Source organism: Longimicrobium sp. (assembly GCF_035474595.1).
Taxonomy (GTDB): domain Bacteria; phylum Gemmatimonadota; class Gemmatimonadetes; order Longimicrobiales; family Longimicrobiaceae; genus Longimicrobium.
On sequence record NZ_DATIND010000142.1, the window covers coordinates 20,733 to 42,624 of the forward strand.

The window sequence follows — 21,892 nt, forward strand, 5'->3', positions numbered from 1 at the left end:
TCCACGCGAGAGGGCGCCCCGTTGCGTCTGCTCCACGAAACTACCAGCGCTCGACCTGCAGGCCCGGCACTCTCTCGAACTCGCGCACGTTCACCGTCGCGATCCGGAACCCGTGCGCGATGCAGGTCGCGGCGATCCAGAGGTCGTGGGGACCGATGGCGCGGCCGCTCGCCTTCTGCTCCGCCCAGAGCTGCGCGTGGATCCGCGCGACCGCGAGGTCGATGTCGATCACCGGCAGCTCCCTCAGGAGCCCTTCGACGAACGCCGTCCTGCGAGCACGTACCGCCTGGTCGACGGCACGCCAGATTCCATGCAGCAGCTCGCTGGCCGTGATGACCGAGAGGTAGGCCACATCCGAGCCGCCATCGCGAATGCGCTGCACGACATCGAGTTGAGCGCGCTCGTGGGCGATGAGCACGCTCATGTCGATCAGGATTCCCACGGATCGTAATCGGCGGCGCGAGCCAGCTCCTCGCGCGCCGCGTCGATGTCCTGCCCGAACGCGGCCGCGTCCTCCTCTCCCAGCCGAGGGAGCGAGGCGAGGATGCCGGGCAGCTCGCTCAGCTTTCGCCCCGCGGGAACCGGACGCAGCTCGGCGACCGCCTTGCCGCCGCGAGTGAGGATGAAGTGCTCGCCGCGGTGAGACACGCGGTTCACGTACTCCGAGAAGTTGCGGGCCACATCGGTCACGGATGCAGTCTTTTGCATGGACTCCTCCCTTCTTGAATCAGAATATCTGATTTTCTTCTCCATGTCTACCCTATGGTCGTTCAGACGGGTGCGCGGAACCCGCCGAACTGTTCCGCCGCTGGCCGCCAACGCGCGCCAGTATTCCGCCACCGCTACGTCTGGCGAAAACGCTGGTATCGGCTGAGATTCCTGCCTTCCAAAAGCGAGCAGAATAATCCTTGCCGAAAGGCGGTCCAGCAATGCGACAGACGGATCAACCACTTGAACGTATGGTAGCATGATGCTACCATACGATCCACACGGCCCTGACACGCCTGCATACGATCTGGAGCGCATCCAGCAACTCGTCGGGCAGGGTGAGCTGTCGAGAGTAATCACGGGAGCCTCACGACAGGGCGCCGACCAGCTCGGTTTCGAAGAACCCGATATCGTGGCGGCGGTGCTGGGGCTCACGCCCACGTGCTTCTACAAGAGCATGGAGGCGGAGAAGCGGCCCGGGCTGTGGCAGGACGTCTATCACCTGCATTTTCGGGCGATGGACCTCTACATCAAGCTGCAGATTGATCCGGACGGGTTCGCGATCGTCGTTCAGTTCAAGAAGAGGTGAATCGTGCTGCCACCAACATTCAAGTGCTATCTCTGCGGAACCGCGGCCAAGCTCGTCACCGAGCCGCGGGAAGTCGGCGTCGGGCAGCGCAAGGTCGTGATCGAAGACACCTTCTACCGGTGCGGTAACTGCGACGAGACGTTCTATCTCGGCGGGATGGCGGACGAGAGCTTTCGCCGGGGCGCCGCGGCGGTCCGGAAGGCGGAGGGGCTGCTCGAGCCCGACGCGATCCGCGCTCTCCGCGCGAAGTACGGGCTGTCGCAGGCAGAACTGGAGAAGCTGATCGGCGCGGGGGAGAAGACGGTGGTGCGGTGGGAGCGCGGCACCGTGGCGCAGAACGCCACCGCGGACACACTGCTCCGCGTCCTCCGCGCTCTGCCGGAGGCGGTCGCGCTGCTGGCGAAGGAGCGCGGCGTGAAGGTGACGCTCCCGCCGGCGGAGAACGCACCGCTCGAAAGCGACGCGTCACCTGTAGAGAAGGCGGCGTAGTTCCCTTCGTTCGCTGAACGCACCAAGCGCCCGCCGAGGCGCGGGCGCTTCGTCATCTCCCACCTGCTGTCGATCCCCTTTCTTCACCGCACCTCGAAGACGTCGGTGCGGACGTCGTAGCGGCGGGTGGGGAGGCCGAGGAGGCGCACGAAGAAGCGGCGCAGCCCCGTTTCCACCGCCTGGCCCACGGGCTTGCTGCCGGTGACCGCGGGGCGCGCCTCGCCGCGCAGCCAGCGGCGCAGCTCCTCCAGATCGCTCATCGACAGCGTTTCCACGTTCATCACCGCGATGTAGTAGTAGCGGCCGCGGCCCGGTGGGCGGATGGGAGGCTGGAAGGCGCGCTCCAGCGCCGCCTCGCACTCCGTCACGGTGGCGAAGGCGCGCTGCGTCCGTCCGTCGTCCAGCGTGTACCCCTCGTCCAGCGGCGAGCGGAGCATGGCGCGGGCGTTCTCGCGCGCGGTGACCAGGCGGTCCACGCCCGAGCCGCGGCGCCACAGCTCCACGCGGAAGTGGAAGCGGAGCGGCAGCCCCGAGCGCAGCGCATCCAGCAGCGCGGCGTCGCGCAGCACGCCCTGCATTCGCACCACCGGGCGCCACTCGCCCGCGGCGCCGGCCACGGCGAGCGTGACCGGCCGGTCCTGCGCGCGCGCCGGCGCCGCCAGCAGCGCGGCGCCCAGCAGCGCGAGGGCGATGCGGCGCAGCGGCTTCAAATCCTGGGGCTCAGGCGGATGAACAGGTTGAAGCTTCCCCCAGTGCTCACCGGCACGGCGCCGTACACGCCCAGCCGCCCCAGCAGCACGCCGGCGCCCACGTCCACCGACGTCCGGGTGTCCACCAGCCGGTCGCCCAGCGCCCAGCCGTGCCCCGCGTCGGCGAAGAGCACCCAGCCGAAGTCGGTGTTCAGCCCGTGGCGCAGGGAGCGCGGCCAGCTTTCGGTCTCGCCCGCGTCCTCGTCGTCGCCGTTCCAGCGCAGGTGCAGGCTCAGCTCGCCGCGGTACTCGGCCTGGAACAGGGCGAAGCGGTCGCACCCGTAGTTCAGGAAGTAGCTGGGCACCGCCCTCGTCCCGCCCGCGGCGCGCGCCACCTCGTCGGCGCGGCGGACCTCGAAGCGGCGCGCGCCGCAGTCCACCGAGAACAGCGCGAAGCCGGGGAGCGACCCCTCGCCGCCCAGCGCGTGCTGGCGCTGCGGCGGGAGCGGCGAGCCGTCCATCGATCCGCCCGCGGTGACGCGGAAGTTCAGCCGCGACCAGGGGCCGATGCGGTTGTAGCGCCGCACGTCGATCGTTCCCGACGTGAAGGCGCCGTACTCCGCGCCGGGGAGGATGACGGGTGCGGGGGGCGAGACGTCGCTCCCGTTCACCGGCTGCCAGTCGGGCTGGCGGAGCGACGAGCCGAGCCCCTGCTCCACCTCGCCGCTCACGTACCAGCCGCTGGACGGGTCCACGGCGCTGCTGCGCGTGTCGATCATCCCGTTCAGCACGAGCGAGCTCAGGCGCCCCTGTGCGGCCAGTGGCTGCGCGCGCCACGGGTCGTTGTTGTTGAAGAGGGTGAACGGGCTTCCGGCCGGCTCGCTGCGCTCCCGCTCGCTGCGGAAGCCGAGCGACGCCTGCGCCGGGAAGGCGCGCGGCGTGACCATGGCGTACGCCGTCCACCCCTCGCGCTCGAAGTGGTCGCGGTAGTCGCGGTGCAGGAAGAAGGTGGAGAGGCCGTTCTCCAGCTTGCTCAGGTGCCAGTCCTCGATGGGGTCGATGCGCCGGAAGACGCCGCCGCCCACGCGGAGCTCGCGCCGCCCGCCGATGAACTGCTCCAGCCGCGCCTCGTAGCCCCAGCGCCCGGGCCCCAGCTCCGGCCCGGCCTCGGTGCGGAAGATCCCCATCGCCCGCAGCCGCAGCGGGTTGTGGCCGCCGGTCTCCAGCAGCGGCCCGAAGGTGATGGGGAGCCCTTCCACGCGGTTGTAGCTCTGCCCCGTGGCCACGATGAAGTCCGCGCGCCCCTGCCCGCTGCGGCCCCGGCGCACCGCGGACCATCCCCCCTCGTCCCAGTCGTCGTGCTCGCGCTGGCGCTCGGTGCGCCCCGCCGCGGCGGTGTCCTCGCTCCACGGGCGCTCGGCGTCGCGCACGGTGTCGGGCTCCGCGGCGGCCACGCGCGCGGCGGTGTCGGGGGGCGGCGCGTCGATGGCGCCACCGATGTCGGCGTAGATGCGGCCACCGCGGCGCAGGTAGTCCAGGTGCTCGGCGTAGGCGATCGCCTGGCCGCCGAGCTCCGCGGTGCTTTCGCGGTGGATGGCGCCGCCGACCACCGTCAGGCTCCCGGTGACGGAGCCGCCGTCGGCGAGCGTGGCGTCGCCGTTGATCACCACCACGTCGCCCTCGATGCGCCCGGCCACGGTGAGATTGCCGTCGAGCACCGCGACGTTCCCGGCGACGCTGCTCCCCGGCGCGATCCGCCACTCGCCCGCGAAGTGGACGGTGCGCGGGTCGTTGTAGAACTCTACGATGCGGCGCGCGGCGTCGGGCGGAAGCTGCGCGCGCGTTTCCTGCGCGGCGGCGCGCACGGCCAGCGCGGGCGGGGCGATCAGGGCGAGCAGGACGGCGAGGGCGTGCCTGCGCATGGTTCCTCCAGGGGCGGGACGATGCAGCGGATGCGGGATGGGCATCAGGATCGAAGGCAGGCGCCATGCCTGGTCGCGGATCTGCCGCATCATCCTGCAAGCAAACGATTTGGAGATTCGGGGCGATTCATGTCCCCGCATCGGACGTGTCGGAGTGACGCGCCGGCGTGACCTCCGGATGCGATGCATCCGAGGTCGTGGGGGGATGATCCCGACCTCACCTTCATCCCTGTCCTGATCTCCGTCTCCCAAAACGACTTACCGGTCGATGCCCAAGCGGCGCATGCGGCGGTAGAGGTTCGCGCGGTCGGTGCGGAGGCGGCGGGCGGCCTCGGCCACGCTGCCGTCCGCCGCGTCGAGGGCGCCGCTCAGCAGGGTGCGCTCGAAGTCGTCCAGCCGGTCGGAGAGCGTGCGCTCGTCGTCTTCACGATACGCCACGGGCTCGTCGTTGGACACCGCGCCGTCGGCCGCGAGCAGCCCGCGGATCTCCGCCGCGCCCACGTCGGTGCCGGCGTGCAGGATGGAGAGGCGCTCCAGGATGTTGGCCAGCTCGCGCACGTTGCCGGGCCACGCGTGCCGCGCCAGCGCGTCCACGGCGGTGGCGGAGAGGCGCGGCGGCCGCAGCCCGTTGCGTGCGCGGCTGCGGTCCAGGAAGTGGGCCACGAGCAGGGGGATGTCGTCGCGGCGCTCGCGCAGCGGCGGCAGGTGCAGGGGGATGACGTGCAGGCGGAAGTACAGGTCCTCGCGGAAGCGCCCGGCGGCGACCTCGGCGCGGAGGTCCTTGTTCGTCGCCGCGAGGACGCGCACGTCCACCTTCACCGGCTCGCCGCCGCCCACGCGCTCGATCTGCCCCGCCTCCAGCGCGCGCAGGAGCTTGGCCTGCGCCGCGGGGGAGAGGTCGCCGATCTCGTCCAGGAACATCGTCCCCCCGCTGGCCAGCTCGAAGCGCCCTCGCCGCCGCTCGGTGGCACCGGTGAAGGCGCCCTTCTCGTGGCCGAACATCTCGCTCTCCACCAGGTCGCGCGGGATGGCGGCGCAGTTCAGGCGCACGTACGGCCCCTTGGCCCGCTTCGAGTGCGCGTGGATCAGGTTGGCGGCGACCTCCTTTCCCGTCCCGCTCTCGCCGGTGATCAGCACGCGCGCGTCGGTGGGCGCGATGCGGCGGATCATCTCGCGCACCTGCTCGATCGCACCGCTGCGGCCCACCATCTCCTCGCCGTCGCCCAGTTCGGCGCGCAGCGCCCGGTTCAGCTCGCGCTGCGTCCGCAGCTCCAGCGCGGAGCGCAGGGTGAGGAGAACGGCCTCGGGGGTGAGCGGCTTCTCGATGAAGTGGAAGGCGCCGAGCTGCGTGGCCTTCACCGCGTCGCTCAGCGTCGCCCGCCCGCTCATCATCACCACGGGGAGCGCGGGCGCGGCCTCGAGCAGCTTCGGCAGCGCCTCCAATCCCCCGCCGCCGTCCATGTACAGGTCCATGAGCACGGCGTCGGGCTCCTCGGCCTGCACCTCGGCGAGCGCGGCGCGCCCGCCCGCCGCCTCGCGCGTGCGGAAGCCTTCCGCGCGCAGCAGGGCGCCCAGCATGCGCCGGATGTTCGGCTCGTCGTCGACGATCAGGACCGTGGCGGACACGTGGGAGCGGGGGAGGGAGGAAGACCGTCAGCGGTGCGGCAGATGGGGCGTTCTACGCCGGTGACGAGGCAGGGTTTCACCAGACCGGCCATCACCCACCGATCGGGCGGGCTACCCGGATTACGCCAAGTGCCTCATAATACGGTGCGTTTCGTCCATTCCCGCATTCCGGATGCGCATGCGCCGCTCTTCCCTCTACAACGGACGCGATCCGCGCGAGCTGCCGGCGTACTCGGTCGCGGATGCCGCGCGGTATCTGCACGTGCCGTCCGCGACGCTGCGTTCCTGGTTCGCGGGACGCACGTACCCGCGGCAGCAGGGTGGACCCGGCTCGTTCAAGCCGCTCCTCTCGCCCGCGGACGCGCAGACCGGCCGCCTCTCGTTCCTCAACCTGGTCGAAGCGCACGTGCTCCGCGCGCTGCGGACGCAGTACGGCGTTCCCATCCGCGCCGTGCGCCCGGCGCTGGACCACGCGGGCAAGGTGCTCGGCATCCCCCACGTGCTGCTGAGCGACGCGCTGCTCACCAGCGCGGGAGAGATCTTCCTGGAGCACTACGGCCAGCTGATCAACCTCAGCCGCTCCGGGCAGTTCGCCATGCGCCGGGTGCTGGAGGCGTATCTCCGCCGCGTGGAGCGCGACGACCGGCACATCCCCATCCGCCTCTATCCGTTCCTCACCGGGCGAGACGAGTCCGACGTCCGCTCCGTGGTGATCGACCCCAGCGTCTCGTTCGGGCGGCCGGTGGTCACCGGGTCGGGGATCACCACCTCCATCCTCGCGCAGCGCGTGGATGCCGGCGAGAGCATCGAGCACCTGGCACACGACTACGGCATCGACCGCGCGATGATCGAAGACGCGATCGTCTTCGAAAAAGCGGCCTGACGGCGGTGGAGTTCTTCGCGGACCGCAACCTGGGGCGGTACGACTTCCCCGAGTACCTGCGCTCCGCGGGGTTGACGGTGCACATCCACGACGACCATTTCGCGCAGAACGAGCCCGACACGACGTGGCTTCCCGAGGTCGCCGCGCGCGGATGGCTGGTGCTGAGCGCGGACCGGGTGATCACGCGCGATCCGTTCGAGCTGGCCGCGGTGATGCTCTCCGGCGCCGGGATGTTCTGCCTGGTGGGCGGGATGGCGAAGGCGGAGGAGCTTGCCCGCAACTTCGTGAACACGCGGGGGCGCATCGCCGAGTTCATCGCCGGCAATCGTCCGCCATACGTGGCGAAGGTCTATCGCCCCTCGCCGCTTACCGACATCGACCGCGGCGTGCCCGGGTCCGTGAAGCTGCAGATGGACTACGCGGGATGGCTGGCGAGCCGGCGTTCGCTCGGGTTCAGGCCATAGGGAGCGCCTGGGATCATCTCAGCCCTGCGTGGGGAGTGCGGCGGCGAGCGGCTCCACCGGCAGCAGCACGCGGAACTCGGCGCCGCCTTCGGGGCGGTTGCGGGCGGCGACCTTGCCGCCGTGCGCCTGCACCGTCTGGCGGACGAGCGCCAGGCCAAGGCCCGTGCCGCGCGACTTGGTGGTGAAGTCCGGCTCCCAGATGCGCTCCACGTGCTCCGCCGGGATGCCGGGGCCGCTGTCCAGCACGCGCACCTCCACGAAGCCGTTGGCCGCGCGCGCCACCACCTCGATGGCGCCGGTGCCGTCCACCGCGTCGGCGGCGTTCAGCAGCAGGTTGGCGAAGGCGCGGGAGAGCGCGTCCGGGTGGCCGCGGACGGAGGGGAGCCCCATCGGGATCCGCAGCCGCGAGGTCACGCCGGCCGGAAGGTGGCTCCGCAGCAGGTATTCCAGCATCTCCCGCAGGTCCACCTCGGCCGCCGGGCCCTCCGGCAGCCGCCCCAGCTGCGCGAACGCCCGCGCCAGCTCCTCCAGCCTTCCGCTCTCCGCCTCGATCACCTCCAGCGCCTCGCGGCCGGGCTCCGTTTCCGTCCCCGCGCGGTGCAGCGTGCGCACGGCCAGGCGCATGGGCGTCAGCGGGTTCTTCAGCTCGTGCGCCACGCGGCGCGCCATCCCGATCCACGTGCGCATCCGCTCGGCCTCCAGCTCGCGGGCGCGGCTCTCGGCCAGCTCGGCGGCCATGTCGCGGAAGGCGGTGCGGAGGATGCCGAACTCGCCCATCCGCGCCTCGTCGCCCTTCGCGGGCGGGAGCGCCTCGCCGCGCGCGACCAGCCCCGCCCACCCGGCCAGCTCCTCCACCGGGCGCGAAAGGCGGCGCCCCATCCGGCGCGAGAAGCGGACGGCGAGCGCGAAGAGCAGCGCGGCGGCGAGGAGCGCGGCGACGGGGATGAGGACCAGCGCGCGGCGCAGCAGGTACTCCCACCGCCGCGCGTGCGTCACCGAATCGCCCAGCTCGCCGCGGTGGACGCGGGCGGCGCGCGCCAGCTCGGGGTCGCCCGAGGCCTCGGCGCGGCGGATGAGCTCGCTGCCGCTGGCGGCCACGCGGTCCCACGCGCCGGCGGGGTCGGCGAGCGCCACCGCGCGCCACACGGCGTACGCCCCCGCCGCCAGCATCAGCAGCGTGGGGACCAGGGAGAAGAGGATCAGCGCGCGCCGGATCCGGCGCTCGAACGGCCGCCGCGGTTGCATCGGACTGGGGTGGCGCGGGAGCGGGCGGGGGGTTGACGGGCCGCCGCGCGGGCGAGAGCGTGGGCGGCGGGATTGCCGCCGGGAAAGTTACCGGGCGGCGCGGGGCACGGGCAAGCGGAAAGGCGCGGATGGAGCCGGAACGGACCGGGGGCGGGGGATTGGAGGCGGCGCTGCGGGCGGAGTTCGACACGCGGGTCGAGCGGTTCGCGCACGCGACGTTCGAGGTGGACGTCCTCCTCCCCCGCGCGGCGGACGAGCTGATCGACGAGGCCGAGTTCGAGGCGGACGAGCGGCTGCCGTACTGGGCGGACCTGTGGCCCAGCGCGCGCGGCCTCACCCGCCACCTGCTCGACCGTCCCCCGCCCGAGCGGCGCATCGTGGAGCTGGGGTGCGGCGTCGCGCTCCCCTCGCTGGCCCTGCGCTCGCAGGGCGCCGACCCGCTGGCGACGGACTACTACGCCGACGCGCTCCGCTTCGCCGGGGCGAACGCCGTGCGCAACGGCCTGCCCCCGCTGCGCACCGCCATGCTGGACTGGCGCCACCCGCCCCCGGGCGAGCGGTGGGAGCTGGTCGTCGCCGCCGACGTGCTGTACGAGCAGCGCAACGCCGAGGCGCTGTCGGTGCTCCTCCCGCGCATCCTGGCGGAGGGCGGGCGCGCGCTGCTGGCGGACCCTGGCCGCGTGTACTTCGGCGAGTTCCGCGACCTGATGGAGGAGATGGACTGGGCCGTGGACGAGATCGACGTGCGCAGGGAGACGAGCGATCCCGTCACCGGCGCGACGAGCACGGTGCGGATCTGGAGGGTGGCGGTGGAGGGGGTTTGATGCGGTGAGCCGCGTTCCCGACGCATCGCGCCCTCTCCGGCCGGCTCAGGCCGTCTACCTCTCCCGTACCGGGAGAGGTAGCTGGATGGCATCCGCGCCAGGACGACGAGCATCGTGCCCACCCGGCTGAGGCCCGCTCACGCATCCGTGCGAGGGAGGTTCGGAAAGCGCGAGGATGCTGGATAGCCACCCTCTCCCGGGACGGGAGAGGGTCGCGCCCTCCGGCGCGGGGTGAGGGCGGCGCGAGGCTGAGGACGTGCGCCAGACACGCCCGAACCCCGCAGTTCCGCCGTTCAGCGGCTCATCCGTTCATCCGCTCACGGCGCCGCGCGGAGCTGGGCGATGCGCTGCTGCGCCCACTCGTACTGCGGGTTGGTGCGGGCGGCGTGCGCCAGGAAGGCCTCGTAGTAGCGCAGCGCGTCGGCGGTCAGGCTGCTGGCGTCGTGCAGGCGCCCCAGCATCACGTACGGGTCGGCGTACGCGGGGTCGAGCTCCACGGCCTTCTTCAGGTGCTCTACCGCCTCCTCCACGTGGCCGGTGGCGGCCAGGATGGTGGCGGCGTCCACACGCAGGCCGGGGTCGCCGGGGCGGATCTGCACCGCCAGCGCGAACTCGCCCAGCGCGCCGGCGGTGTCGCCCGCGGCCAGCGAGAGCGCGGCCAGGTGCGCGTGCGCGTAGGCGAACGACAGGTCCTCCTGCAGCGCCGCGCCGTACGCCGCGCGCGCCGAGTCCGCATGCCCCAGCCGCTCGTGCAGCGCGGCCACGGTGGCCTGGTACTGCGCCTTGGACTGGTAGAGGAAGACCAGCCGCCGGTTCTGCTCGGCCGCGCGCGCGGCCACGGCCGACTGGAGCGCCGAGAGCGCCCCCGCCAGGTCGCCGCGCAATGCCAGGACGCGCCCCTTGTCGGCGTACAGGTCGCTCTTGTAGCGCGCGTCGTGGATGGCCTGGTCGTAGAAGCGCAGCGCCTCGTCCAGGTCGCCGTCGGCGGCGGCCAGCCAGGCGCGCGTGGCGGGCGTCTGGTTGGCCAGGATGAGGGCGGACAGGTGCGCGCGCTCGACCTCGGTCAGCTGGTCGCGCGTCTCGCCGCCGCGGGTGTCGCGCTCGATGGCGGCGTTCAGGAAGGCGCGCGCCAGCTCGCCCTCGAGGTTGCGGTTCAGGAACGGGTCCATCTCCAGCGCGTGCGCGGCCAGCGAGTCGGCCGGCTGGGCCTGGCGCCACGCGGTCTCCGAGCCGCTGTAGTAGCCCAGCAGCACGGTGCGGTTGGCCATCAGCAGCGCGGCGCGGCGCGCGTACAGCGGGTCGGCCCAGTGCGGGTCCAGCCGCGACGCCCACCTGAACGCGTCGGCCGCCGCGCGCGGGTCGTCGCCCAGCCGCGAGATGCCCAGGCGATACCAGGCGCGCGCGTCGTTGCTGTCGGCGCCGGCGGGGAGCGCGGGGCGGCGCGGGCCGCTCTGCGCGGCGGCGGGATGGGCTGCGGCGGCCAGCAGCGCGGCCAGCCCGAGGGCGCGGAGTCGAATCGTCATTTCAAAAGCGGGGAGATGAAGGGGCTGCGGCGGCCCGGCGGCGAAGATGCGCCGGGCCGTGGGGAATGATGGGGCTTACTGCCCGGCCAGGATCTGCGTGGCGCGCGGGAACTGGGCGACGCCCTGCCGCACCTGCGGGTCCAGGACGGCGGAGAGGCGATAGTAGCCCGCCGCGCCCCACTTCGTCCCCGCCAGCGCGGGGACGAGCTCGTGCTGCAGCCGCGCGTCGACCTCCGCGCCCTCGGGCACGCGGTGGCCGTTGCGCTGCGCGAAGGCGCGGAAGTCGGCCAGCGCCCCGGCGGGGAGGACCGGGTTGCCGGCGAGCGCCTCCACCGTCCCCAGCCCGTCGGGGTGCGCGGCCAGCCACGCGTTCATCCAGCGGGTGATCACCTCTTCCTCGCCCAGCCGCGCGAGCCAGACGGGGGCGCCGTCCTGCGGCTCCAGCACCACGTCGGGGTAGATGCCGCCGCCGCCGTAGACGGTGCGCCCGTGGTCGGTGCGGCAGCTGGGGCGCCCCGCCGTGTCGCGCGCGGCGTGGGCCAGGCGGAAGTACTCGCCGCGCGCCATCCCGCGGTACTGGCGCTGGATCACGCGGCCACAGGGCGTGCTCACGTGCCCGATCACCAACTCGATGATGGAGCCGTCGGTCATCGGAAAGCCCTGCATCAGCAGCGACTTGCCGAACGTCGGCCGGCCGACGACGAGGGCGCGGTCGTGGTCCTGCAGCGCGCCGGCCACGATCTCCGACGCGCTGGCCGTCCCCCCGTCCACCAGCACGACCACCGGGTACTGGCGGCCGCCGGGGCTCAGGAACGAGTGGGTGACGCGCTGCGTCTTCGCGATCTCGGGCTTGCGGCCGGCGGAGCTGTAGATGACGGCGCCGGAGGGGAGGAACTCGCTGGCCACGCGGGCCGCCTCGTCCACCATCCCGCCGCCGTTGTCGCGCAGGTCCAGCACCAGGCGCTGCATCCCCTGGCGCTCCAGCTGCCCCAGCGCGGCGTGCATGTCGTCGGCCGCCTTCTGGTTGGCGAAGGTGGTCACGCGCACGTAGCCGGTCGTCGCGTCCAGCATGAACGCGGCGGGCACGGCGGTGCCCTCTTCCACCTTCTCGCGCTTCACCACGCGGTCCAGCTCCACGGTCGACCCGTCCACCCGCTCGCGCTCGAAGCGGAGCCGCGCGGTGCTCCCGCGCGCGCCGGCCAGGGTGACCTCGAGCTCGAACGGGCTCTCGGCCTGCACCGCGCGCCCGTCGATGGAGACCAGCACGTCGCCGGGGAGGATGTCCTGCCGCGCGGCCTCCGATCCCGCGCTGACGCTGGCCACCACCGGCTGGTCGCCCACGAAGCGGAAGTCGATGGGGATGGGGTACATGCGCCCTTCCCGGTAGTCGCGCTGCTTCTCCGGCGACAGCCGCGCGCCCTGGATGACGAACGAGTGCGGGTCGGCGGCGTGCACCATTCCCTGGATGGCCGCCATGAACAGCTCGTGGGTGTCGATGCTGTCGGGGTGGTTCACCCGGATCTGGTTCAGGACCTGGCTGAACATCTGCAGGTCCTCGTAGGTGGTGCGCGGGCGCACCGCGCGGCCGGGCTCGTCCTGGGCGGCGAGCGGCGCCGCGGCGGCCAGCGCGAGCACCGCGGCGGCGGCGAGATGGCGGTGGGTCATGGTTGGCTCCGGGGAAATCGGACGGCGAAGAACAGAAGTCCTAAGTCCTAAGTCCTAAGTGCTGAGTGCTGAGTGCTGAGTGCTGAGTGCTGAGTGCTGAGTGCTGAGTGCTGAGTGCTGAGTGCTGAGTGCTGAGTGGGGGATCTTCGTGGCCGCGGCATCTGCGGGGGCGCTTCGCGCCGGGCTGGCCCTCATCCCCTCCGGCCCCCCTTCTCTCTCGACAGCAGGAGAAGAGGGGAGAACTCAGCGCGCGCACTGGTTTCAACTCGCTCCGGAACTCCCCACTTGGGGCTTAGGACTCAGGACTTAGGACGCAGGAGATCTACGCACGGTTGTTCGGATGGAGCTCGAAAGGTGGGGAAAGACGGGTCGGGATGAAGATGCCGGCGGGAGCGCGGACCTGTCTCCGCGCACGGACGGCCAAGCCAGGGATGCGGCCGGCGCGACGCCAGATGTTTTGTCACCCCGCATGCGACTGGGTGGACGCGCGGGCGCTCACGAAGGTCACATCCTAAACGCCGGGATCGTCCTCGTCCAGAGTTTTGGCGATTGCAATACGCTATTCCGTGCTTCTCCCGACGCCATCGTCAGGAGTTTGCCCGACGCGCCGCGACCCGTCGACGCGGGAGGGCTTTCCCCTTCTCACCCCGCCGTTCCACCGTCACATCGATCTTCAACTCAGGACTTAGGACTTAGGACTTAGGACTTAGGACTTCTTCCGATCTCATCCATGCGGATAGAGAAAGATCCGCCACACCAGCAGCCCGATCGTCGCCAGCGCGGCCAGCAGGAGGATGCCGAGCGACACGTCGCCGATGATGCGGATGGGGCGCGACGGCTCCCAGTACGGCGTGGTCCTGCCGCCGCGGACGCGCGGGATCATCAGCCACCCCAGCAGCGCGCCGGAGATGAATCCCCCCGCGTGCGCCGAGTTGTCGATGTATCCCCATCCGAAGATCCCCATCGCCGCGATCACGCTGATGTCGGCCAGGATGGCGCGGCCGAACCCGGGCGGCATCACGTCGCGCCGCACGCGGGCGAGCACGGCCAGGAACCCGAACAGCCCCAGGATCCCCCCCGACGCCCCGACCGACGCGTCCACGTGGGTGACGGGCGACCAGAAGTAGCTGGTGTAGCTGGCCGCCAGCGCGGTGAGCAGGAAGACGATGGGAACGTAGGCGCGGTGGGCGAACGCCTCCAGGAAGCGGCCGATGGCCAGCAGCGCCATGGTGTTCATCCCGAAGTGCAGCAGCCCGTCGTGCAGGAAGGCGCCGGAGAGCAGCCGCCAGTACTCGTGATGGTCCAGGATGCGCTCCATCACGATCCCCGCCGCCTCGATGCTGGGCTGGTTCTGGATCAGCCCGGGGAGGATGGGGATGTGGATGCCGTTCCCCTGCCAGAGCGAGCCGAGCGCCTGCACCAGCATCACCGCGGCGATGCCGGCGGCCAGCGCCTGCGTGTAGCGCGCGGGCCCGCGGCGCGGGGGAAGACGCTCGCGCACCTCCTTCACCTGCGTGGAGAGGCGGCCGGTGGTGAGCCGCCGGAAGCGCCCGAACTCCAGCCACGAGTAGAACGACAGCGCGGCGGCCGCGAACCCGCCGATGACGAAGCCGTTGGTGAAGCGGAAGTTGTGCGACGCGAAGGCGTACGACAGCAGCGCCGCGCTCACCAGCGCCCAGAAGAGCGCGGTGTTGCGCGCCTTGGACTTGCCGCGCTCGCGGTACGCCTCGAACAGGTACGGCACCGCCCACACGTGGACGACGCCTTCCGTCTCCGGCGTCCACACGTACGGCGTGGGGCGCCCCTCGCGGATGCGGGCGATCAGCTCCTCGCGCGTGCAGGCGTGGCCCTGCTGCTCCACGTAGCCGTACTCGGCCTCGGGAGGCTTGGGGGCCAGCACCATGGGCCCGTCGTGGCTGGGAACGGTCCGCGCCTGGGGATTCGGTTCGCTCAACGGCCTTCTCCGGTGTCCACCCTGAAACGTACGGCGACCAATGTATGGCGGTACGGCGCCCCGTGCACGCGGGTTCCAGATGACGTTTGTCCGGCGACGGCGCGCGCCCGACGCCTCGCGCCCTCTCCCCGCGCCTGAGAGCGCTCGCCCTCTCCCGTACCGGGTGATGCCGGATGGCTACCTCTCCCGGTACGGGAGAGGTGGACGGCCTCGGCCGGCCGGAGAGGGCGCGGCGCCGCGGGCGCGCCACGAAGCTCGTCCCATCCCCCATCCCCCCTCCCCCGTCCCTATCCCCTGTCTCCTGTCCCCTCGGCGTGCGCGGGACCGCTGCGGCGTGTATACTTACGCGCTACCGACCCATCGCCCCAGGGCAGCACACAGGACGCACGCAGATGAGCATCGCCGAGATCTTCGAGACGCTGGAGTACGGGCCCGCGCCCGAGAGCGCATCGCCCGCCACGCGCTGGCTCGACGACCACGACCGCACCACGCGGATGTACATCGGCGGCGAGTGGCGCGGGCCGGGCGAGGGCGAGTACTTCGACACCGTGAACCCCGCGAACAACAAGCCGCTCGCCCGCGTCGCGCAGGCGGGTAAGGCGGACGTAGACGCGGCGGTCGCCGCCGCGCGCGGGGCGCTGGAGGGGTGGCAGGCGCTGGGCGGGCACGGGCGCGCGCGCTACCTGTACGCCATCGCCCGGCAGGTGCAGAAGCATTCGCGCCTCTTCGCCGTGCTCGAGTCGATGGACAACGGCAAGCCCATCCGCGAGTCGCGCGACATCGACATCCCCCTGGTGGCCCGGCATTTCTACCACCACGCCGGGTGGGCGCAGCTGATGGAGACCGACCCCGAGCTGCGCGACTGCGGAGCGCTCGGCGTCGTCGGCCAGATCATCCCCTGGAACTTCCCGCTCCTGATGCTGAGCTGGAAGATCGCCCCCGCGCTGGCGATGGGGAACACGGTGGTGCTGAAGCCCGCCGAGTTCACGCCGCTGACCGCCATCCTCTTCGCCGAGATCTGCGACGAGGCGGGGCTGCCGCCGGGCGTGGTCAACATCATCACCGGCGACGGGCGCACGGGGGCGCTGCTGGTGGAGCACCCCGACGTGGACAAGGTCGCCTTCACCGGCTCCACCGAGGTCGGCCGCATCATCCGCGTGGCGACGGCGGGGAGCGGGAAGAAGCTGTCGCTGGAGCTGGGCGGGAAGAGCCCCTTCATCGTGTTCGACGACGCGGACATCGACTCGGTGGTCGAGGGCGTGGTCGACGCGATCTGGTTCAACCAGGGGCAGGTGTGCTGCGCGGGAAGCCGCATCCTGGCGCAGGAGGGCATCTCCCGGAAGCTCACGGAGAAGCTGCGCGCGCGGATGGAGACGCTGCGCGTGGGCGACCCGCTGGACAAGTCGGTGGACATCGGCGCCATCGTGGCGCCCGTGCAGCTGCAGAAGATCCAGCAGCTGGTGCAGCAGGGCGTGGAGGAGGGCGCCACCATGTGGCAGCCGTCGTGGAGCTGCCCGCAGGAGGGGTGCTTCTTCCCGCCCACGCTCTTCACCGACGTCTCGCCGTCGTCCACCATCGCGCAGGTGGAGATCTTCGGCCCCGTGGTCGTGTCCATGACCTTCCGCACGCCGGGCGAGGCGGTGGAGCTGGCCAACAACACGCCGTACGGGCTAGCCGCCAGCGTGTGGACGGAGAACATCAACCTGGCGCTCGACATCGCCCCCAAGGTGAAGGCGGGAACGGTGTGGGTGAACAGCACCAACGTGTTCGACGCCGCCAGCGGCTTCGGCGGCTACCGCGAGAGCGGCTACGGGCGCGAGGGCGGCCGCGAGGGGCTGTACGAGTACGTGAAGGCGAAGTGGGAGAAGGAGATGGGGAAGGCGAAGGGCGATGCTTCCCAGCAGACGAAGACCAAGGCGGCGAAGGCGGATGCGGCCGCGAAGACAAAGGGGCCCACGCTGCCGCCGATCGACCGGACCGCGAAGCTGTACGTGGGCGGGAAGCAGGCGCGGCCGGACAGCGGCTACTCGATGCCGGTGCACGGCGCGGGCGGGCGGCTGATCGCGGAAGTCGGCCTGGGGAACCGCAAGGACGTGCGCAACGCGGTGGAGGCGGCGCACAAGGCCGCGGGGTGGGGGAAGCAGACCGGGCACAACCGCGCGCAGGTGCTCTACTACCTGGCCGAGAACCTGGCCGCCCGCACCGACGAGTTCGCCCGCCGCATCGCCACGCTCACCGGCGACGAGGCCGGCGCCGCGCGCGAGGTGGACGCCACCATCCGCCGCCTGTACGTCTACGCCGCGTGGGCCGACAAGTACGACGGCGACGTGCACGCCACCCCCGTGCGCATGGTTACGCTTGCGATGAAGGAGCCCATCGGCGTGATCGGCGCCGCCTGCCCGGACGAGGCGCCGCTGCTGGGCTTCGTCTCGCTCGTGGCACCGGCCATCGCGATGGGGAACTCCGTCGTGGTCATCCCCAGCGAGCGCTGGCCGCTGGCGGCGACGGACTTCTACCAGGTGCTGGACACCAGCGATGTCCCCGGCGGCGTGGTGAACATCGTCACCGGCAAGCGCGACGAACTGGCGCAGACGCTGGCCGCGCACGACGACGTGGACGCGATGTGGTACTTCGGCGGGGCGGAGGGGAGCGAGATGGTGGAGCGCCTCTCGGCCGGCAACATGAAGCGCACCTTCGTGGGCTACGGCCGCCCGCGCGACTGGTTCGACCCCGCGCAGGGCGAGGGCGCCGAGTTCCTGCGCCAGGCCACGAACGTGAAGAACATCTGGGTACCGTACGGGGAGTGACGAAGTAGGGGAAAGTACGAGAGCACGAGAGTACGAAAGTACGGAAGTACGGAAGTACGGCGTGACGATGAACCGGCGCCTCCGCATCGCAGCGGGGCGCCGGTTTCGTCTGTGTGGATGGAGGAGGCGAGACGAGCTTCTTAGCGCTTCCGCCGGCATCGCGCCCTCTCCGGCCGGCCGAGGCCGTCCACCTCTCCCGTACCGGGAGAGGTAGCTTCCACACCATCACCGACACGTGGAACTATCGGCGCGACCAGAGGTTGCAGGCCGCGCCGATGGCGTGGCAGCCCCCCTCGCCCGGTACGGGAGAGGGCGAGCGCTCTAAGGCGCGGGGAGAGGGCGGCGCGGATGCCGCGGACGCGCGCTGGATTGGCTGCGTTACTGCCTGCGCTCCACCCGCCACGTGCCCGTCACCGGATCGCCCGAAGGGGAGCCGCGGGTGGTGAAGGTGCCCTCGATCCGGTTCCCCGCCACCGTCCCCTCGAACGTGGTGCTCACCGGGCAGTGGCAGTCGGGATCGGTGTACGGGTCCCTCATCCCCGTCACCCGCTCGCCCTGGAAGCGCGCGAAGCGGATGGTCAGCTCCTGCGGCTGCACCGGCTGCGTCCCGGGCTGGCCGGTGTAGACGGCGCGGCGCAGCGGCGCGCCCGTGCCGCGCGGCACCATGACCACGTCGCCGTGCGCAGAGTCGGCGGTGGCGGTCAGGTGGAAGACGATGCTCCCGCTGCGCCCGGTCGCCGGGCTGCTGTACTCGCCCGTCCACTCGCCGCCCAGCCGCGACAGGTCCGCCGGGCTGATGCTCACCGGCACCCGCGGCTCCCGCGCCGGCGCGCACGCCGCGATCCCCATCGCCAGCGCCGCGCCCGCCATCCAGCGCCATCCCTTCATCGCCCACCTCCGCTTCCTGATGTGGCCGGACGGACCCGCCTCTCTCCGCAAGGTGCTCCGGAGGCCCTCACCGCGCCAGAACTTCGTCCACCGCGCGGCGCGGTGTCGGCCGGGAATCATCGTGGGGATAATCCAAGGGGCGGCGGCCAAGGTGGTCATGGCGGACGGCTCCGGGTCGCTGCGTTTCCATCCGCGGGAGGCGCATCCCTCCGCTCGTGAACCAAGATGCGCGTCCGCCGCGCCGCGCTCTGTCGGGCCACCACGGAAATGCGCGTCGTCGATTGTGCACGCTCGCCGTGGGGCGACCCCCCACCATGCCGTGAGAACGGAAAGACAGGTTTTACGCAGAGCACCAGAGGGGCAGAGAACGACTCCCGGCTCTCTGCTCCTCCAGACGCACACTTCAGGCACTTGACGGATCAGGTTACGTTGCGTAACCTTGATGTGCATCATCCCCGAGGGTAGAACCTCGGGCCCCCCTGGTCTGCGGACCAGGGGTTTTTTTTTCTCTCGCGGGAGCGCCAATGAACAAGAGGATCAGCTTTCTTGTCGATGGCTTCAACGTCTACCACTCCCTGCGCCAGGTGGAGCAGATCAGTGGCCAACGCGTGAAATGGCTCGACCTCGACAAGCTGCTGACCGGGTATTTGAGCGCCATCCGCGGGAAGCTCGGCGGCGGGCGAGTCGAACTGGGCGGCATCTACTACTTCTCGGCACTAGCGACCCACCTGACCGGAACCGACCGGGGGGTCGTGAATCGCCACGCGACGTATATCTCGGCCCTGGAAAGCACGGGTGTTTCGGTCGTCCTCTCCAAGTTCAAGGTGAAGGACTTCGTCTGCCCGGCGTGCAAGCACAGGTACAAACGCCATGAGGAGAAGGAGACGGACGTGGCCATCGGCCTCAAGCTGGTCGAGGCGTTCGTCAGGGACGAGGCGGATGCAGTCGTGATCGTGTCGGGAGATTCGGATCTGATGCCGGCGGTTCGCACCGCGCGCGGCCTGTTTCCGCACGGGAAGATCGGCGTCGCGTTTCCGTTCAACCGCCACACGACGGAGCTCGAGCAGGCCACCGACTTCTCCTGGAACATCTCGCAACGCGACATCCAGCGAGCCCAGTTCCCGCTCCAGGTGAAGCTCGCGGACGGTACCCTTGTCGAGAAGCCGGCTTCCTGGTGATGCAAAAGAAGGATTGTACGCAGCGGCACGCGAACACGAAGGCGCAGAGAACCACTCGCGGTTCTCTGCGCCTCCGTGGCTTTGTGTGAAACCGTCTTTTCAGATTATCGCACCAGCGCGAGGGCGATGGCGATCACGGCGAGGACGATGGAGACGGCGCTGGCGGCGAGGACCAGGTTCAGCCGCCGCTCCCACGCGGCCTGGTGCTGGGCGATGACGGAGCGCGCGCCCTCGCGGTCCTGCTCCGCCGACGCGACCAGCTGCTCGATGCGCCGCTGCGCCTCGCCGCGCTGGCCCTCGAGGCGCTGCAGGGCCTCGGGGATGGCCACGAGGGTGTCCTCGACCTCCACCAGCCGCGCGGCCAGCGCCGACACGTCGTCGCGCAGCTCGTCGCCCGGCGTCGCGGCGCCGTCGCCGTTCCACGGCAGGGGGAGGTTGGGCGCGGCGGCGCCGAAGAGCGACTGGTCCATCACCCGCTTGGCCCCGATCACCTCCTCCATCGCGTCGGCGAAGTGCCGCTGGCCGATGCGCTTGTCCGCGTCCTCGCCGGGCTCGGCGATGGCGGCCTGCGCGGCCTTCAGCACCGCGTTCTTGATGTCGCCGCCGCTGCCGGGGTAGCGCTCGGCCAGCGCGCGGAAGTCCACGTCCTCGGCCAGCGGCGTCTTCCGCGCGTGGAGCTGGGTGCGCCAGATCTTCTCGCGCTCCTCGGGCCCCGGCATCTCGAACAGGATGTGCGTGCGAATGCGCCGCTCGAAGGCCGGGTCGAAGTTGGCCGCCAGGTTGGTGGCGAAGATCACCACCCCCTGGAACTCCTCCACCTCGCGCAGCAGCACGTTCACCACCGAGTTGGCCTCGCGCTGGTACCCCTGGTCCATCTGCGTGAAGCGGCGGCTGGCGATCGCGTCGGCCTCGTCGAAGAAGAGCACCGCGTCCTGCTCCTTGGCCGCCTCGAACACCGCGGACACGTTCTTCGACGTCATGCCCGCCCACTGGCTCTCCAGCTCGGCGTAGCGGACGACGAGCAGGCGCTTGCCCAGCGCGTGGGCGATGGCCTCGGCGCAGATCGTCTTCCCGGTCCCCGGCGGCCCGGCGAAGTTGAACGCCAGCCCCAGCCCGGTGTCGTGCCGCTCGCCCAGCCCCCAGTCGCCGAACAGCATGTCGTGCTTCTTGATCTGCACCAGCGCCTGGTCCAGCTGCCGCCGGGTGCTGGGCGGAAGGATCACGTCCGCGAAGGTCCGCCGCGGAACCAGGGGCTCCACCATTCCCGCGCGCTCGGGCTGCGGACCGAAGAACAGCTCGCGCCAACCGGTTGCCATCGAGATCGGGTGCGAAAGTGCGAGGGTGCGAAAGTGCGAGAGTGTTGATTACCCCCGAAGCGGCCTGATGGACTACGGAGATTCTCGCTCCGCGGTTTTCAACGCCGCCGCGCGCACTGAACGCAAGAGCTTCGCCGGACGGCGGGGGATGGAGAAGATCGGGCGATGCGGGGGATCGGCAGCACGCCGCGAGACCCGTCGCACGATGCGATGATGGCTATTCCGCCGCCGCGCGTTTGGACGCATGTTGAGATTCGCCCGGCGCGTCCCCGGCCGGTCCCCACCCGCCCGCGGATGCGCGTCTCCGCCGCCCGCGCGGGGACGGGGCTATCTCCCTTCCGCTCCCCATCCCCCGATCCTCTCATCCCCTGGAGAACACCATGGAAATCCTTCCCGATCCGCTCGACCAGCTCGACGGGGGCGACCTCGAGGGCGAGTCCGTCGAGAGCCTGGCCGCCGCCGCGCAGCTGCCGGAGCAGTTCCCCGCCGCCGCCGTGGGGATCACCGAGATCGCGGCCACCCCGTTCGCGCATCTCGATCCCGACCGTGTGGTGCCGCAGAACCTGCTCGCCGAGGCGCTCGCCTTCTTCCAGGCGCACAAGGAGAAGTTCAGCAACACGGGGCACATCTCCGTGCTGGACTACTCGCTGCGCTCCAGCGAGCCGCGCTTCCACGTGATCGACATGCAGACGGGCCAGGTGCAGTCGTTCCGCATGGCCAACGGCGTGGGCTCGGAGCCGGCGCACGACGGGTTCGCGCACAAGTTCAGCAACGTGCCGGGCTCCAACATGAGCTCGCTCGGCTTCGTGCGCACCGCCGAGACCTACCAGGGAAAGCACGGCTTCTCGCTGCGCCTGGACGGCCTGTCGGACACCAACTCGAAGATGCGGACGCGCGCGGTGGTGGTGCACGGCGCCGACTACGTGCACGACAAGCCGGTGATCCAGGGCCGCAGCAACGGCTGCCCCGCGCTGCCGATGGACCAGCGCACCAAGGTCATCAACCTGATCAAGGAAGGCAGCCTGATGTACTTCGCGCGCAGCCAGGCCTGACGCGCGCAACGAACAGAAGATCGGCCTCACGCGGAGACGCGGAGCCGCGGAGAAACCTCTCTCCGCGGCT

At 71.1% G+C, this 21,892-nt stretch carries 19 protein-coding genes; 8 read left to right on the forward strand and 11 right to left on the reverse strand.

Annotated features, from left to right (window positions below):
- Positions 1–40 precede the first annotated feature (40 nt).
- Both VLK66_RS24445 and VLK66_RS24450 read right to left on the reverse strand, forming a co-directional pair.
- Positions 41–442: a type II toxin-antitoxin system VapC family toxin gene (locus tag VLK66_RS24445; protein WP_325312120.1), complete on the reverse strand. Its 402-nt coding sequence runs from the start codon at positions 440–442 to the stop codon at positions 41–43.
- Positions 430–708 carry a type II toxin-antitoxin system Phd/YefM family antitoxin gene (locus VLK66_RS24450; RefSeq protein ID WP_325312121.1) on the reverse strand — a complete coding sequence of 93 codons (279 nt, stop codon included), beginning with the start codon at positions 706–708 and terminating at the stop codon, positions 430–432. The genes VLK66_RS24445 and VLK66_RS24450 overlap by 13 nt, the downstream gene beginning before the upstream one ends.
- Before the next feature lie 259 nt (positions 709–967).
- Between VLK66_RS24450 and VLK66_RS24455 the strand changes: the two genes are divergently transcribed.
- The gene (locus VLK66_RS24455) at positions 968–1,297 is read left to right on the forward strand and encodes a type II toxin-antitoxin system MqsR family toxin (RefSeq protein WP_325312122.1); all 330 of its coding nucleotides are present in this window, start codon (positions 968–970) and stop codon (positions 1,295–1,297) included.
- 3 nt (positions 1,298–1,300) lie between these two features.
- Positions 1,301–1,786 carry a type II TA system antitoxin MqsA family protein gene (locus VLK66_RS24460; protein ID WP_325312123.1) on the forward strand — a complete coding sequence of 162 codons (486 nt, stop codon included), beginning with the start codon at positions 1,301–1,303 and terminating at the stop codon, positions 1,784–1,786.
- Between the two features lie 83 nt (positions 1,787–1,869).
- On the opposite strand, the gene VLK66_RS24465 is transcribed toward VLK66_RS24460, so the two are convergent.
- The 3 genes from VLK66_RS24465 to VLK66_RS24475 all read right to left on the reverse strand — a co-directional run bounded on the left by VLK66_RS24465 (position 1,870) and on the right by VLK66_RS24475 (position 6,023).
- Positions 1,870–2,496: a hypothetical protein gene (locus VLK66_RS24465; RefSeq protein WP_325312124.1), complete on the reverse strand. Its 627-nt coding sequence runs from the start codon at positions 2,494–2,496 to the stop codon at positions 1,870–1,872.
- Positions 2,493–4,397, reverse strand: a complete 1,905-nt coding sequence (locus VLK66_RS24470; RefSeq protein ID WP_325312125.1) for a polymer-forming cytoskeletal protein — start codon at positions 4,395–4,397, stop codon at positions 2,493–2,495. The genes VLK66_RS24465 and VLK66_RS24470 overlap by 4 nt, the downstream gene beginning before the upstream one ends.
- Before the next feature lie 258 nt (positions 4,398–4,655).
- Entirely contained in the window at positions 4,656–6,023 is a 1,368-nt protein-coding gene (locus tag VLK66_RS24475; RefSeq protein WP_325312126.1) for a sigma-54 dependent transcriptional regulator, read from the reverse strand.
- A gap of 178 nt (positions 6,024–6,201) precedes the next feature.
- Here VLK66_RS24475 and VLK66_RS24480 point away from each other — a divergent pair, with 178 nt between their 5' ends.
- Together VLK66_RS24480 and VLK66_RS24485 are read left to right on the forward strand one after the other, a co-directional pair.
- Positions 6,202–6,906: a DUF433 domain-containing protein gene (locus VLK66_RS24480; RefSeq protein WP_325312127.1), complete on the forward strand. Its 705-nt coding sequence runs from the start codon at positions 6,202–6,204 to the stop codon at positions 6,904–6,906.
- A gap of 5 nt (positions 6,907–6,911) precedes the next feature.
- Positions 6,912–7,370 (forward strand): hypothetical protein, encoded by a 459-nt coding sequence (locus VLK66_RS24485; protein WP_325312128.1) that lies wholly within the window; start codon positions 6,912–6,914, stop codon positions 7,368–7,370.
- 18 nt (positions 7,371–7,388) lie between these two features.
- On the opposite strand, the gene VLK66_RS24490 is transcribed toward VLK66_RS24485, so the two are convergent.
- Complete coding sequence (locus VLK66_RS24490) at positions 7,389–8,615, reverse strand: HAMP domain-containing sensor histidine kinase (RefSeq protein WP_325312129.1); 1,227 nt, start codon at positions 8,613–8,615, stop codon at positions 7,389–7,391.
- Positions 8,616–8,743: 128 nt separating this feature from the next.
- On the opposite strand from VLK66_RS24490, the gene VLK66_RS24495 reads away from it, so the two are divergent.
- Positions 8,744–9,439 (forward strand): hypothetical protein, encoded by a 696-nt coding sequence (locus VLK66_RS24495; protein WP_325312130.1) that lies wholly within the window; start codon positions 8,744–8,746, stop codon positions 9,437–9,439.
- Between the two features lie 317 nt (positions 9,440–9,756).
- Here VLK66_RS24495 and VLK66_RS24500 read toward each other — a convergent pair whose 3' ends face one another.
- The 3 genes from VLK66_RS24500 to VLK66_RS24510 all read right to left on the reverse strand — a co-directional run bounded on the left by VLK66_RS24500 (position 9,757) and on the right by VLK66_RS24510 (position 14,581).
- Entirely contained in the window at positions 9,757–10,962 is a 1,206-nt protein-coding gene (locus VLK66_RS24500; protein ID WP_325312131.1) for a tetratricopeptide repeat protein, read from the reverse strand.
- Between the two features lie 75 nt (positions 10,963–11,037).
- The gene (locus VLK66_RS24505; protein WP_325312132.1) at positions 11,038–12,627 is read right to left on the reverse strand and encodes a S41 family peptidase; all 1,590 of its coding nucleotides are present in this window, start codon (positions 12,625–12,627) and stop codon (positions 11,038–11,040) included.
- Between the two features lie 724 nt (positions 12,628–13,351).
- Entirely contained in the window at positions 13,352–14,581 is a 1,230-nt protein-coding gene (locus VLK66_RS24510) for a rhomboid family intramembrane serine protease (RefSeq protein ID WP_325312133.1), read from the reverse strand.
- Between the two features lie 392 nt (positions 14,582–14,973).
- Here VLK66_RS24510 and VLK66_RS24515 point away from each other — a divergent pair, with 392 nt between their 5' ends.
- A complete protein-coding gene (locus VLK66_RS24515; RefSeq protein WP_325312134.1) occupies positions 14,974–17,388 on the forward strand; it encodes an aldehyde dehydrogenase family protein in 2,415 nt (804 codons plus the stop codon).
- A 378-nt stretch (positions 17,389–17,766) separates the two neighbouring features.
- On the opposite strand, the gene VLK66_RS24520 is transcribed toward VLK66_RS24515, so the two are convergent.
- Entirely contained in the window at positions 17,767–18,276 is a 510-nt protein-coding gene (locus VLK66_RS24520; RefSeq protein WP_325312135.1) for a hypothetical protein, read from the reverse strand.
- 524 nt (positions 18,277–18,800) lie between these two features.
- On the opposite strand from VLK66_RS24520, the gene VLK66_RS24525 reads away from it, so the two are divergent.
- Positions 18,801–19,454, forward strand: coding sequence for an NYN domain-containing protein (locus VLK66_RS24525; RefSeq protein WP_325312136.1), 654 nt, complete (start codon positions 18,801–18,803; stop codon positions 19,452–19,454).
- A 104-nt stretch (positions 19,455–19,558) separates the two neighbouring features.
- Here VLK66_RS24525 and VLK66_RS24530 read toward each other — a convergent pair whose 3' ends face one another.
- A complete protein-coding gene (locus VLK66_RS24530; protein WP_325312137.1) occupies positions 19,559–20,770 on the reverse strand; it encodes an ATP-binding protein in 1,212 nt (403 codons plus the stop codon).
- A 380-nt stretch (positions 20,771–21,150) separates the two neighbouring features.
- Here VLK66_RS24530 and VLK66_RS24535 point away from each other — a divergent pair, with 380 nt between their 5' ends.
- Positions 21,151–21,822, forward strand: a complete 672-nt coding sequence (locus VLK66_RS24535; RefSeq protein ID WP_325312138.1) for a murein L,D-transpeptidase catalytic domain family protein — start codon at positions 21,151–21,153, stop codon at positions 21,820–21,822.
- Positions 21,823–21,892 lie beyond the last annotated feature (70 nt).